Source organism: Streptococcus sp. HMSC076C08 (assembly GCF_001810825.1).
Taxonomy (GTDB): Bacteria; Bacillota; Bacilli; order Lactobacillales; family Streptococcaceae; genus Streptococcus.
Map to the genome: position 1 here is coordinate 38,486 of NZ_KV802721.1, position 13,103 is coordinate 51,588.

Consider the following 13,103-nt stretch of genomic DNA (forward strand, 5'->3'; position numbering starts at 1 on the left):
AGCTATAAACCATTATTCATAGTTTTACTATTCGTATTCATCACATTAGGAGGTGTTTTTATGTTTAGGTTGTTAGGGAAGTCTCAAGAAGAACGTCGAAATAGAGAGTATGAAGTTAGTTTGGTGAATGCGTTAAAGAATTCCTATGAAGGGATTGAGGAGATTAAGATTTCCAATCCTGATTATACAACCCCACCAGGTTCGTGGTCTTGTGATATCGAAATTAAATTTAATGATGAAAGAACTCTTTCATATGAGATTAATCATCATTTAAACTATAAAATCAATTATGGTGGCCGTCAAGAAACAAACGAAGATTGGCAGTATTTAGAAACTCATAGAGGGAAAACTTTAAAGTCAGTGAGAATTACTTATTCTGATAGCGAGCAAGGAGAACTATGATGAATTTCCATTATACTGATGAATAATTTAAACCAAGATTATGCTGTTTATAGTGTGAACGAAAAGTCTTCAAGGAGAAAAAGGAGAAAAGCTTAAATGAATATTTCCAGCAATAAAAAAAGATATATAAGACTACTAATCGTTTTGTTACTCGTAGCCATCACAGCAGGAGCTATTTTTATGTTTAGGTTGTTAGGGAAGTCTCAAGAAGAACGTCGAAATAGAGAATATGAAGTAAGTCTGGTTAATGCGTTAAAGAATTCCTACCAAGGGATTAAGGAGATTAAGATTATGGATCCTTACAATAATGACAAACCGGGTTCGTGGTCTTGTGATATTTCAGTACAGTTCAATGATAGTCAAACTATTACTTATGGAATTAATCACAGATTAACCTATAAAGAAAACCATGATGGTCTTATGAAAGGGAATACTAATGAAGAAATTGATCAACAATGGTCGATACTTCAAAAACACATTGGTAAAACAGAATCTACAATATTAGTACGATATTCAAATGGTGAAACAGGAGAGCAATAATGGTATTTAATTATACTGATAATCAGTTGAATAATTTAACCCAAGATTTTGCTATTTATATGGTAAATGAAGAGTTTTCAAGTAGAAAAAGAGGAAAAGCTTAAATGAATAATTCCAGCAATAAAAAAAGCCATAAAAGGATACTAATCGTTTTGTTACTCGTAGCCATTACAGCAGGAGGTGTTTTTATGTTTAGTATATTAGGGAAATCTCAAGAAGAACGTCGAAATAGAGAGTATGAAGTTAGTTTGGTTGAAACTTTAAAAGATAGTTATGAGGGTGTTGAAGAAATTAGATTTTCTAATGCAAACTACACAAATCCGCCAGGAAGCTGGACTTGCGTAGTTGAACTATTTTTTAATGAGAGAAGCATAAAATATAAAATTAATTATTCAAAAAATGATAAACGTATTTCTGATGTATCCTTAGAAAGAGAGAATGGAAAAGAGGACCGAGAATTTTTAAATAGTCACTTGGGTAAGACTAGTAAACTCACAAAAATTATTTATTCAGATGGTTCAGAAGGAGAATATTAATGGTATACACTTATACTGATAAACAACTCAATGAATTAAATGACGGAAAAAATGTTTATAGTGTAAATTCTGAATATGCTGAGATAAAGAGGAAATGATAATGAGTAAAGACAGATTAAGAAAAAGCTATAAACCATTATTCATAGTTTTACTACTCGTAACTATCACAACAGGAGGTGTTTTTATGTTTAGTATGTTAGGGAAGTCTCAAGAAGAACGTCGGAATAGAGAGTACGAAGTCAGCTTGGTCAACGCTTTAAAAAATTCCTATGAAGGGATTGAGGAGATTAAGATTTCCAATCCAAACTACACAAACCCTCCAGGTTCATGGTCTTGTGATGTAGAAATCAAATTTAATGATGAAAGAAAAACTAAGTATAGGATAGGCCATGGACTCCATGATAAAAAGAATTATCAAGGATCATTGACCAATGAGAAAAGGCAATTCCCTAACAATTACAAAGGAGTGACCGACTTAAAAGTATTTGTTACATATTCAGATAATAGCACGGGTTGAATCGGGATTATGCTGTGTCTAGTATAAATCTTGAATTCGCTAAGCGTAACGGAAGGACTTATGTCAATTCAAATCTCATTGAAAGTATATCTCCTGATGATTTAGAAAAAACCAACACCATAACTACCTCAGATGGTCAAGAATTCCGTGTTATTGCGACTAAGTCTCACCGAATTCTACTGTTATTTATCTTTAAATTATAGTAGAATAGAGAAAAGGAGAAAAGCTTAAATGAACAATTCCAGCACTAAAAAAAATCACAAAAGATTACTAATCGTTTTGTCACTCGCAATTATCACAGCAGGAGGTATATTTATGTTTAGCATGTTAGGGAAATCCCAAGAAGAGCGTCGGAATAGGGAGTATGAAGTTAGTTTGGTAAATGCCTTGAAGAATTCTTATCAAGGGATAGAAGAAATCGAAATTACCAATCCAACATATACGAACCCTCCTGGCGACTGGTCTTGTAAGGTTGATATTTTGTTTGAAGATGGAGAAAAAATATTCTATGGAATTCCACATAACTTAGATGATAAAGAAAATTATAATGGTCGTATGACTTATGGACAGCGAGATTTTCTTAACCTAAGAAAAGGAATAACAACTAATACAGTTACGGTTACATACTCTAACAAAGAAAGAGGGGAGCAGTAATGGTATTTAATTATACTGATAAACAACTTAATGAATTAAACCACGGGAAGAATGTATACAGTGTCAATTCTGAATACGCTGAGAGAAATAATAAACCTTTGGTTACAGAAGCTCCTAATCCGAATCCTTCTTCATCTGATTTTGAAGAAACCAACACTATAACCACTTCAGATGGTCAAGAATTCCGTGTTGTTGCCACTAAGTCTGACATTGAAACAGGATTTGATGGACTGGCAGTTGCACCTATTGTCAACGGCAAACCAGATTATAAAAATGTAGCCGTGATTGCTGCTGGAACGGATCCTGATAGTCCGGTGAATAAAACTATGTTCAGCTCACGCGACGTCAATAGTGCCATAATTGCAAGGCAAACTTATTTATCTCCACAATATAAGGTTGCTGACCAATTCGTAAAAGAGATTATGGACGACCCCCGATACGAAGTCAGCCAACTATCCGGTTATTCACAGGGTTCCTACATGCTGAAGGTAGGAGCTAAATACCACATCCCTACAACCACCTTTAATGCTTGGTTTAAATACGGTGCACTCACACTGGAAGAAAAAGCATTTATTGAAAGTAACCCTTCTATGTTTATAGATTACCGTAGAAAACATGATGATGTAGTACGTTGGAATGATTTTAACCATCCAGAATGGTATAATACTACCACTACAAATTCTATGCCTAGTACGATTCACTGGCTTGATGGTTCGAGTCATAAAATTGGTGACTGGGAGTTTGATCCTGCAACTGGTCAACTTGTAGATGGCAAAGGAGGGAAACCCTTAATCAGTGGCGTTTATCGAGCCTATGCCAACAGTCTCCGAGGAATGGCTCATTACAAGGACTTGAAATCAAAATGGTCATCAGGTGGTATTAGTAGTTCTGAGGAAATATACTTAGATGCAGCTCAAGGTTCTATCCTATCATCATCTATGGCTACAGCAGCAAGAACTGGAGCTGATGAAGTGAGCGCCTTAGCCAAAAAAGCCAATCAGGAATTACAAGAAATTTGGTCAAAAATCGACTTTACGAGCTACACAGCATTGGCTCCCTATGAGGTTGATGCCATTTTTGCTAGTCAAGGTATCACTCAAGCACAGTTTATCAATACGTTTCAGACAGAGACAAATCAAACAACCACTAAGATGAATGCTTCCGCACAAGCATTTGAAAATATGGATAAACAATTACAGGAAGTCATCGAAAAAACAGTAGCAACAGATAAGCAATTAGCCAAGGAGTTTCGACAATGGAAAGAAAAGATGTAAAATGGGAGGAAATAAAAGAGAAAGAAAGGGAACTATTTGCTCTAGAAGACCAATATTATCAAGAAAAGAAGAAACTCGATAACAAAGCCCTTGATCTAGACGAACGAAATGCAAACTTAGAAAAACTAATTTCCGAAGAAGTTGATAAAATGTATCATATTTTGAGAAAATTTTCGTCAACGGCTGATGATGTTAGAGACTATTTTATAGAAATAGAAAATTTGAGACACTTTTCGAATCAAGTATACAGAGATTATAGGGTTAAACTCAAAGATGAGAGAGAAAAATTCGATAACGAGTTTCGCAAAAAAAGAAATGATTTAGACGAAGAATTTCACAAACTAAGGAGAGATTATGCAAGCACCAATGAATGAATACTACACAGATGAAGAATATCAATATGCACTGAAACAAATGTATCGAATGATGGAAAGAAACCGAATCATTACGGAAGCAAAGTTAGCGATAACAGCAAAAAATAAATTAAAAGATAACTTTAATAAAGCAACTAAGAAAATTGCTACAGAAACCAAATCAACCATTACAAGCATAAACAGCCAAATGGACACTGCAATTCAAGGTAAAGTTCGCAAGAGTCTTGAAGAAAAGATTCCGAATATGTTGCTCAAGTATGATGAAATTTAATAAAGGGTTCAGGATAACTGGGGGTAAGTTGGACTTCTGTTTTAAGTTTCTTATATCATCTTTCCGAAAAACTATAATTTTCTTGAAAAATATGTAAGTCTATGCTATACTACTAGTAGACTTAATTATGGAGAAAATACATGAAACGTGAGATTTTACTAGAGCGAATCGACAAACTAAAACAAATCATGCCCTGGTATGTTCTGGAATACTACCAATCTAAGCTTGCTGTGCCCTACAGTTTTACAACCTTATACGAATACCTCAAGGAATACGATCGATTTTTCAGCTGGGTTTTGGAGTCTGGAATCTCAAATGCGGATAAAATGGTCGATATTCCTTTATCGGTCTTGGAAAATATGTCTAAAAAAGACATGGAGTCCTTTATTCTATATCTTCGTGAACGACCTTTGCTGAATGCTAATACAACTAAACAAGGTGTCTCTCAGACAACAATCAATCGCACTTTGTCAGCACTATCTAGTCTTTACAAGTATCTAACCGAGGAAGTCGAAAACGACCAGGGGGAGCCTTATTTCTATCGTAATGTAATGAAGAAAGTTTCAACCAAGAAAAAGAAAGAAACACTTGCTGCCAGAGCTGAAAACATCAAGCAAAAACTCTTTCTAGGTGATGAAACAGAAGGTTTTCTGACTTATATTGACCAAGAGTACCCACAACAACTCTCAAATCGTGCTCTCTCGTCATTCAATAAAAATAAAGAACGTGATTTAGCCATTATTGCCCTTCTCTTGGCGTCTGGTGTCCGCCTATCTGAAGCTGTTAATCTGGATCTAAGAGACCTTAATCTCAAAATGATGGTCATTGATGTCACTCGAAAAGGGGGCAAACGTGATTCTGTCAATGTCGCAGCCTTTGCCAAGTCTTACCTTGAAAATTATCTCGCCATTCGAAATCAACGCTATAAGACGGAAAAGACGGATACAGCTCTCTTTCTGACCTTATATCGAGGTGTTCCCAATCGTATCGACGCTTCTAGTGTTGAAAAAATGGTTGCTAAGTACTCAGAGGACTTCAAAGTGCGTGTAACACCCCACAAACTACGCCATACCCTGGCAACTAGGCTCTATGATGCAACTAAATCGCAGGTTTTGGTCAGCCATCAGCTAGGACACGCCAGTACACAAGTCACTGACCTATATACCCATATCGTCAATGATGAACAAAAGAATGCTTTAGATAGTTTATAAGTGAGTCATAATATAAATTATGTAAAGCGACTATCACTAAAAAACGAAAGATCAATTCCTTTTATCTTTCGTTTTTTAGTTATTTAAACTCAATCCAGTAGTTACGGTGTGGCTCTATAATTACTGGTTTATCCCAAAAGGCTTGCAGATAGGCTAGATTTGCTGGGCTTACAGGTTTTTTTGAATCATTGTACTGATCAGCACTCTCTTTAGTTAGAAAACATTTTACTGCTTCATAAGAAGTTCCATCAGCTGATTCTCTTTCGATTCCCATATACGAAATTTCGCCACCATTTTTAAGATCATCAGTCAACAGTTTACCAATAAAGAACACTGTCTTATCTTTCATAAGTTCATAAGCCTTACTATTTTCCAGTCGGTTATTTGCTGCAGCATACATAATACAAAAACTATCAACAATATCTTTCAAAGGCATTAAGTCTTCTTTGTTTACATTGATTTCATCGGGCAGAAGACCGCCAATTATAATATTTTGGAAATAGGCTTGCTGGATTACATTATCTAAAGCCATTCCTAAAGGTATTTGAACAGCTTGGTATCCTAAAGGCTGAAGCTCTTTGTATTTCTTATCATAATGTTCTTGTGTGATGCTTATATTTAAACTTTCAGTTTGAGAAATTTCCGTATTTCTATAAAAAGCAACAACATTGCGGTCTAACTGTTCAAATAGGTTAAGTTTTTCTACTGGAATTTCTAACATAATGAATAACTCCTTTCATTTTTCATCACTATTATAATCTAATCAGCATGATTCTTAAGTTTAACCCTAATAAAAGAATCCATCATAAATGGATTCTTTTTCCTTACCCCACTACTGCTTCAGCGATTTCTTCACGGCTGATACCAGCAAAATAGCGTGTGATGTCAATAGTTTCTAAGGCCTTAAGGACATCTTCGCGTTCGTATTTCATGCCACGAAGGACATCTTCTACAGCTGCAACGTCCTCGATACCAAAGAAGTCACCATAGATCTTGATATCTTGGATTTTTGATTCAATGACGTTGGCAAAAACTTCAACCTTACCACTAGTGAATTTTGTTCCACGACGGACGTTAAATTCAGGTGATTTACCGTAGTTCCAGTCCCAAGTTCCAAACTTAGTATCCTTGATGCGGTTGATTTCAGCTAATTCTTGCTCAGAAAAAACGTATTCAGTCATCTCTGGGTACTCTTTTTTCATGTATTCCAATAGTAAATCACGGAATTCTTCAACTGTGATTTTTTCTGGTAATTCATTGATAATATTGGTAACACGGGCACGGACGGATTTCACACCTTTTGATTCAAATTTATCTTTTGAAACCTTGAGGGCGTTTGCTAGGACTGACAAATCAACGTCAAAGAGCAAGCAACCGTGGTGCATGATACGCCCATTGATATAGGCTTGGGCATTTCCACAGAATTTCTTACCGTCAATCTCAAGGTCATTACGACCTGTGAATTCAGCTTTAACACCAAGTTGAGCCAAGGTATTGATTACTGGAGTTGAAAAACTCTTGAAGTCAAAGGCACGGTTTTCATCTTCTTTTGAGATGATTGTGTAGTTGAGGTTGTTTAGATCGTGGTAAACAGCTCCGCCACCACTGATACGGCGGACTACCTCAATACCATTTTCTCGAACAAAATCACGGTTGATTTCTTCGATAGTGTTCTGGTGACGACCAACAATGATAGAAGGTTTGTTAATCCAAAGAAGGAAGATTTGATCCTCATCTAGTAAGTGTTTAAAGGCATATTCTTCCAAGGCGATATTAAAAGCAGTGTCGTTTGAATGATTGATAATATATTTCATGATATCCCTTTATACGATAGAGACTGGAAATAATCTTCCAGTCTAGTCTATCTTCGTTTTATTTTTTCTTAGGTGAATGGATAGCCATTCCTAGAACATCCGCAAATGCTTCGTACATCACTTCAGAGTATGTTGGGTGTCCGTGGATAGTCTTCAGCATTTCTTCGACAGTTATTTCCATTTCGATGATGCTTGACGCTTCGTTGATCAATTCTGCAGCTGCAGGACCGATGATATGGACACCAAGGATTTCACCGTATTTCTTATCTGCAATGACTTTAACGAAACCTTGAGCTGCATCAGAAGCAATGGCACGTCCGTTAGCCGCAAAGTTGAATTTACCGATAGCAACATCGTATTTCTCGCGAGCTTGCTCTTCTGTTAAACCTACTGCTGCTACTTCAGGAAGAGTGTAAATGGCTGCAGGAGTCAAGTTCAATTTGGCAACAGCATGATTTCCTTTAAGGGCATTTTCAGCGGCAACTTCACCCATACGGAAGGCTGCGTGCGCTAACATCTTAGTACCATTAATATCACCTGGTGCGTAGATACCTGGAACAGAAGTTTCCATGTATTCGTTGACCTTGATGCGACCACGATCCAATTCAAACTCAACATCACCAATTCCTTCAAGGTCTGGCACACGACCGATTGAAAGAAGAGCTTTGCTAGCGATGATATCGTCTTTTCCTTCAACCTTGATACGAAGTTGACCATTTTCCTCGATGATTTCTTGCAGTTTTGTACCTGTTAAGATGGTCATTCCTTTACGCTCAAGGATCAAACGAAGGTTCTTAGAAACTTCAGCATCCATAGCTGGAACGATACGGTCCATCATTTCAATAACAGTTACTTTTGAACCAAATGTCATGAAGGCTTGACCAAGTTCGATACCGACAACACCACCACCGATGATAACAAGGCTTTCTGGAACTTCGTTCATTTCAAGAATGTCGTCACTTGTCATCACGAGTGATGATTCCATACCAGGAACGTTAATCTTGCTGACTTTTGAACCACCAGCAAGGATGATTTTCTTGGTTTCAAGCAATTCTGAACCATTTACCAAGACATTCTTGTCTTTAGTGATGGTACCAATTCCTTTATGAACAGTAACTCCGTAGCTACGAAGAAGACCCGCAACTCCGCCAACTAAAGTATTGACAACCTTAGACTTGGTTTCAAGGAGTTTATCCATATCTACAGTGAAGTTTGGATTTTCGATGACGATACCACGGTTTGCTGCATGACCGATGTTTTCGATGATTTCAGCGTTGTGAAGGTAGGTCTTGGTTGGGATACAGCCACGGTTCAAGCAGGTTCCACCGAGTTCTGATTTCTCAACAAGGGCAACCTTACCGCCAAGTTGGGCAGCTTTAATGGCTGCTACATATCCAGCAGGACCTCCACCAATCACAACGATATCAAAGGCATCATCGCTCTTACCATCGTCGTTTGAAACACTAGCTGCAGGTGCAGGTTTTGATTCTGGCGCAGCTGCTCCAGCTGTTGGGATGTTTTCCCCTTCTTCTCCAAGGTAACCGATAACTTCAGTTACTGGAACAGTTTCACCATCTCCTTTAAGGATGGCAATCAAGTATCCATCTTCTTCGGCTTCCAGTTCCATGCTGACTTTGTCAGTCATGATTTCCAAAAGGATTTCTCCTTCTTTTACAAATTCACCGACTTTCTTATTCCATTGGACAATTTGTCCTTCTGTCATATCTACGCCGGCTTTTGGCATAATTACTTCTAAGGCCATGTCTTACTTCCTTTATCTAAAACTCTAAAATAACAATAGCTAACTTAAACCAACATTGAGATTGGGTTCTCAATTAAGGCTTTCAAGTCTTTCATAAACTTAGCACCAGCCATACCATCTACAACACGGTGGTCAATAGTTAAACCAAGGCTCATGATAGGACGAATAACAATCTCACCATTGACAACAACAGGTTTCTCTACTGTTGAGCTAACTCCGAGGATTGCTGAGTTGGGTTGGTTAATAATCGGACCAAAGGACTGAACACCAAACATTCCCAAGTTACTAATTGTGAAGGTTGAATTTTGCAGTTCACTTGGAGCCAATTTACCATCCAAGGTACGACCAATTACATCCTTAAAGGCAACAACCAACTCTGACAAGCTCATTTTTTCAGCATTGTAAACAACTGGTGTCATCAATCCGTTATCCATCCCAACTGCCATCGCAAGGTTGACATAGTTGTGAGTGATAATGGTCTTGCCATCTTCGGTCAATGAAGCATTAATGTAAGGGTGTTTCATTAAGGTTTTCACAACAGCGAGTGAAAGAAGGTCTGTTACAGTAGTCTTCTTACCAGTCGCTTCCATAATCGGATCAAGAACCTTCTTACGAAGGACCAGCATTTCTGACATATCGACATCGTAGTTGAGTGTGAAAGTTGGCGTAGTTAGGTAAGATTCAACCATACGTTGTGCGATTACCTTACGCATTGGTGTCATTGGAATACGCTCAATCACACCATAAGGAGTGATATTGTCTGGAACTTCTTCCACTTTTTCGATTTGAGCAGGAGACTTGATGGTGTCGTTTTCGATATTTTCAGGAAGCAAGGCCAAAACGTCCTTCTTCATGATCTTACCACGATGACCTGTTCCTTGGATTTCCTGCCAAGCAATGTTATGTTCGACGGCAATTCGTTTTGCAAGTGGCGAAATGCGAACCACGTTTGTGTCTTTATAAGTTTCCACGTCTTCTTTGTGGACACGACCGTTTGCACCTGAGCCAGAAACGTCGTAGAGGTTGATACCTAGTTCATCCGCTAACTTTCTAGCCGCAGGAGTCGCTCTTAGCTTGTCATCAGCCATGACCTCTCCAATTCTAATTATGATACTAAGGGCGTAAAAAGCGACTGAAAAATAGGAAATCTACGCAGGCTTCGATGAAGCCAAGAAGATTTATCTTTTTTCCGAGCTTTTAGCCCGTGTTCGAATATAAGATATTAAGGACGAAGAGGGCAATGAAAAAATAGGAGATTGACGATGTGTTCGATGAACACAAGGAAATCTATCTTTTTTTCACAGACCTCCGTCCGAATTCAATTACATGATGCAAAGGGCGTCAAAAGCGACTGAAAAATAGGAAATCAATGCTGGCTTCGATGAAGCCAAGGAGATTTATCTTTTTTCCGAGCTTTTAGCCCGTGTTCAACTCTACAAGTAATTTGAGACACGTTTCGTGTCCAAGTTACTACGGTTGCCGCTATCAGGCGACCAACCTAGTAGACTTACTAAGTTTTTTGTCGAATATTATCGATTCGTCAAAAAACTGTCGCAACTTTACATACAACTTGGATACAAAACATATTTCAAGTTACTAAAGTTAAAAATCTCTAAAATATTACATAAATTAATTTATGTAATATCATTCTTTATTATAAGTCTTTCGGATTGCATCTTTGATGCTTTCAACTGTTGGAATCATTGCATTTTCTAGATTTTGTGCATAAGGCATTGGCACATCCTCTCCGGCGCAACGGCGGATTGGTGCATCTAGATAATCAAATGCTTCTGATTCTGAAATAATAGCTGAAATCTCTCCGATATAGCCACTTGTTTTGTGGGCGTCGTTGACAAGCACCACCTTACCAGTCTTCTTCACTGAGTTAATGATGATATCCTTATCAAGCGGAACGAGGGTACGTGGGTCCACAATTTCAACTGAAATTCCCTCTTCTGCTAATTCTTCAGCAGCTTGAACCACACGACGAAGCATTTTACCATAAGTAACGACTGTTACATCTGTACCTTGGCGTTTGATTTCACCAACTCCAAGTGGGATTGTGTAGTCTGGATCAACTGGAACTTCCCCTTTTTGGTTAAATTCTGACTTGTATTCAAGAATGATAACTGGGTTGTTATCACGGATAGAAGACTTGAGCAGTCCTTTCATGTCAGCAGGCGTACCTGGAGCTACAACCTTAAGACCTGGGATGTGTGTAAACCAAGACTCTAGAGACTGAGAGTGCTGAGCTGCAGAACCAACTCCGTTACCAGCTGCACATCGGACAGTCATTGGAACCTGACCTTTTCCACCAAACATATAGCGTGTTTTAGCAGCTTGGTTGACGATATTATCCATGGCAATAACCGAGAAGTCCATGAAGGTCATATCGACGATTGGACGAAGTCCTGTCATGGCTGCTCCTGCTGCTGCACCTGAGATAGCAGCTTCAGAAATCGGACAGTCACGGATACGTTCTGGACCAAATTCTTCGAGCATTCCAACAGAAGTTCCGAAGTCTCCGCCGAAGACACCGACGTCTTCTCCCATCAAGAATACATTTTCATCGCGACGCATTTCCTCAGACATAGCAAGGATAATGGTGTCACGGAACGACATTGTTTTTGTTTCCATTTTTATCTCTTTCTCCTTAGTCTGCGTAAATATCTTCAAATGCTGATTCTAGTGGTGGGAATGGGCTTTCTTCAGCAAATTTAACAGAAGCTTCTACTGCTTCCTTGACTTGTGCTTGAATTTCTTCCAATTCTTCTGCACTTGCAATATTGTTTTCAATGAGGTATTTGCGAAGGTTTTCGATTGGGTCTTTTTGTTTCCACAATTCCACTTCTTCACGAGTACGATATTTACCAGGGTCAGATGATGAGTGGCCAAGCCAGCGATAGGTTACACTTTCGATCAAGACTGGGCCATTGCCACCACGAACATGATCTACAGCTTTCTTAAATCCTTCATAGACATCGATGACGTTGTTCCCATCTTCGATAAACATTCCAGGAATTCCATATGCCGCACTACGTTGATGGATATGCTCTACATTGGTCATTTTCTTGATATCCGCAGAGATCCCATAACCGTTGTTAATGCAGTAGAAAACAACTGGCAAGTTCCAAATAGAAGCCATGTTGACTGCTTCGTGGAAGACACCTTCGTTGGTCGCACCATCTCCAAAGAAGCAAACGACGATTTTTCCAGTGTTTTGCATTTGTTGACTGAGGGCTGCACCGACAGCGATTCCCATACCACCACCAACGATACCATTGGCACCGAGGTTCCCAGCATCCAGGTCAGCGATGTGCATAGAACCACCTTTTCCTTTACAGGTTCCAGTGTATTTCCCGAGGATTTCAGCCATCATTCCGTTGAGGTCAATCCCCTTAGCAATAGCTTGCCCGTGTCCACGGTGATTTGAGGTAATCAGATCATCTGGATTAAGAGCCAGCATCGCTCCGACGTTAGCAGCTTCCTCTCCGACAGAAAAGTGAGTCATACCGGGAACTTTCCCCTTTTTCACTAACTGAGCGATTTTTAAGTCCATGCGACGGATTTCTTCCATCTTACGGAACATCTCTAGCAAAAGATTCTTATCTAAAGTTGACATAATCTTGCCTTTCTAACTTTGTACTTACCTTACTATTTTACCTTTTTTAGTATACGCTGTCAAAGTATATGGCTAATAAAAATTCACAATATAAAAAAATAAACCCCTGTTAAAACAGGGATTCTC

General features: G+C 38.5%; 15 protein-coding genes. 9 read left to right on the plus strand and 6 right to left on the minus strand.

Annotated elements, in window-relative coordinates; genetic code table 11:
- From HMPREF2766_RS01740 to xerS, 9 genes are all read left to right on the plus strand, one after another.
- Window positions 1-402 (plus strand): hypothetical protein (locus HMPREF2766_RS01740; RefSeq protein ID WP_261676398.1); only part of this gene is annotated, 402 nt, incomplete at its 5' end.
- 96 nt (window positions 403-498) lie between these two features.
- Window positions 499-942, plus strand: coding sequence for a hypothetical protein (locus HMPREF2766_RS01745; protein WP_070567377.1), 444 nt, complete (start codon window positions 499-501; stop codon window positions 940-942).
- 104 nt (window positions 943-1,046) lie between these two features.
- Window positions 1,047-1,478, plus strand: coding sequence for a hypothetical protein (locus tag HMPREF2766_RS01750; RefSeq protein ID WP_070567379.1), 432 nt, complete (start codon window positions 1,047-1,049; stop codon window positions 1,476-1,478).
- Window positions 1,479-1,572: 94 nt separating this feature from the next.
- Window positions 1,573-1,995: a hypothetical protein gene (locus HMPREF2766_RS01755; RefSeq protein WP_083303859.1), complete on the plus strand. Its 423-nt coding sequence runs from the start codon at window positions 1,573-1,575 to the stop codon at window positions 1,993-1,995.
- A gap of 231 nt (window positions 1,996-2,226) precedes the next feature.
- Window positions 2,227-2,649, plus strand: coding sequence for a hypothetical protein (locus tag HMPREF2766_RS01760; protein WP_070567382.1), 423 nt, complete (start codon window positions 2,227-2,229; stop codon window positions 2,647-2,649).
- Entirely contained in the window at window positions 2,649-3,923 is a 1,275-nt protein-coding gene (locus tag HMPREF2766_RS01765; RefSeq protein WP_070567384.1) for a hypothetical protein, read from the plus strand. The genes HMPREF2766_RS01760 and HMPREF2766_RS01765 overlap by 1 nt, the downstream gene beginning before the upstream one ends.
- Complete coding sequence (locus HMPREF2766_RS01770; RefSeq protein ID WP_070567386.1) at window positions 3,905-4,297, plus strand: hypothetical protein; 393 nt, start codon at window positions 3,905-3,907, stop codon at window positions 4,295-4,297. The genes HMPREF2766_RS01765 and HMPREF2766_RS01770 overlap by 19 nt, the downstream gene beginning before the upstream one ends.
- On the plus strand, window positions 4,278-4,568 hold the full coding sequence (locus HMPREF2766_RS01775; protein WP_070567388.1) for a hypothetical protein: 291 nt from the start codon (window positions 4,278-4,280) through the stop codon (window positions 4,566-4,568). The genes HMPREF2766_RS01770 and HMPREF2766_RS01775 overlap by 20 nt, the downstream gene beginning before the upstream one ends.
- Before the next feature lie 140 nt (window positions 4,569-4,708).
- The gene (gene xerS / locus HMPREF2766_RS01780) at window positions 4,709-5,779 is read left to right on the plus strand and encodes a tyrosine recombinase XerS (RefSeq protein WP_000817865.1); all 1,071 of its coding nucleotides are present in this window, start codon (window positions 4,709-4,711) and stop codon (window positions 5,777-5,779) included.
- Window positions 5,780-5,858: 79 nt separating this feature from the next.
- On the opposite strand, the gene HMPREF2766_RS01785 is transcribed toward xerS, so the two are convergent.
- The 6 genes from HMPREF2766_RS01785 to HMPREF2766_RS01810 form a co-directional block, all read right to left on the minus strand.
- On the minus strand, window positions 5,859-6,500 hold the full coding sequence (locus tag HMPREF2766_RS01785; protein ID WP_070567390.1) for a hypothetical protein: 642 nt from the start codon (window positions 6,498-6,500) through the stop codon (window positions 5,859-5,861).
- Between the two features lie 103 nt (window positions 6,501-6,603).
- A complete protein-coding gene (locus tag HMPREF2766_RS01790; RefSeq protein WP_070567392.1) occupies window positions 6,604-7,593 on the minus strand; it encodes a lipoate--protein ligase in 990 nt (329 codons plus the stop codon).
- Window positions 7,594-7,651: 58 nt separating this feature from the next.
- Entirely contained in the window at window positions 7,652-9,355 is a 1,704-nt protein-coding gene (gene lpdA, locus HMPREF2766_RS01795; protein WP_070567393.1) for a dihydrolipoyl dehydrogenase, read from the minus strand.
- Between the two features lie 44 nt (window positions 9,356-9,399).
- Window positions 9,400-10,443, minus strand: coding sequence for a dihydrolipoamide acetyltransferase (locus HMPREF2766_RS01800; RefSeq protein ID WP_070567395.1), 1,044 nt, complete (start codon window positions 10,441-10,443; stop codon window positions 9,400-9,402).
- A 556-nt stretch (window positions 10,444-10,999) separates the two neighbouring features.
- A complete protein-coding gene (locus tag HMPREF2766_RS01805) occupies window positions 11,000-11,992 on the minus strand; it encodes an alpha-ketoacid dehydrogenase subunit beta (RefSeq protein WP_000448706.1) in 993 nt (330 codons plus the stop codon).
- Window positions 11,993-12,008: 16 nt separating this feature from the next.
- On the minus strand, window positions 12,009-12,977 hold the full coding sequence (locus HMPREF2766_RS01810; protein WP_000105373.1) for a thiamine pyrophosphate-dependent dehydrogenase E1 component subunit alpha: 969 nt from the start codon (window positions 12,975-12,977) through the stop codon (window positions 12,009-12,011).
- Between the last annotated feature and the right edge of the window lie 126 nt (window positions 12,978-13,103).

Bases quoted from the DNA above. Each gene is read 5' to 3' on its own strand.
- HMPREF2766_RS01755 (WP_083303859.1), top strand. From the start codon at position 1,573: ATGATAATGAGTAAAGACAGATTAAGAAAAAGCTATAAACCATTATTC.
- lpdA (WP_070567393.1), bottom strand. From the start codon at position 9,355: ATGGCCTTAGAAGTAATTATGCCAAAAGCCGGCGTAGATATGACAGAA.
- HMPREF2766_RS01800 (WP_070567395.1), bottom strand. From the start codon at position 10,443: ATGGCTGATGACAAGCTAAGAGCGACTCCTGCGGCTAGAAAGTTAGCG.
- HMPREF2766_RS01750 (WP_070567379.1), top strand. From the start codon at position 1,047: ATGAATAATTCCAGCAATAAAAAAAGCCATAAAAGGATACTAATCGTT.
- HMPREF2766_RS01770 (WP_070567386.1), top strand. From the start codon at position 3,905: ATGGAAAGAAAAGATGTAAAATGGGAGGAAATAAAAGAGAAAGAAAGG.
- HMPREF2766_RS01775 (WP_070567388.1), top strand. From the start codon at position 4,278: ATGCAAGCACCAATGAATGAATACTACACAGATGAAGAATATCAATAT.
- HMPREF2766_RS01810 (WP_000105373.1), bottom strand. From the start codon at position 12,977: ATGTCAACTTTAGATAAGAATCTTTTGCTAGAGATGTTCCGTAAGATG.
- HMPREF2766_RS01765 (WP_070567384.1), top strand. From the start codon at position 2,649: ATGGTATTTAATTATACTGATAAACAACTTAATGAATTAAACCACGGG.
- HMPREF2766_RS01745 (WP_070567377.1), top strand. From the start codon at position 499: ATGAATATTTCCAGCAATAAAAAAAGATATATAAGACTACTAATCGTT.
- HMPREF2766_RS01760 (WP_070567382.1), top strand. From the start codon at position 2,227: ATGAACAATTCCAGCACTAAAAAAAATCACAAAAGATTACTAATCGTT.
- HMPREF2766_RS01790 (WP_070567392.1), bottom strand. From the start codon at position 7,593: ATGAAATATATTATCAATCATTCAAACGACACTGCTTTTAATATCGCC.
- xerS (WP_000817865.1), top strand. From the start codon at position 4,709: ATGAAACGTGAGATTTTACTAGAGCGAATCGACAAACTAAAACAAATC.
- HMPREF2766_RS01785 (WP_070567390.1), bottom strand. From the start codon at position 6,500: ATGTTAGAAATTCCAGTAGAAAAACTTAACCTATTTGAACAGTTAGAC.
- HMPREF2766_RS01805 (WP_000448706.1), bottom strand. From the start codon at position 11,992: ATGGAAACAAAAACAATGTCGTTCCGTGACACCATTATCCTTGCTATG.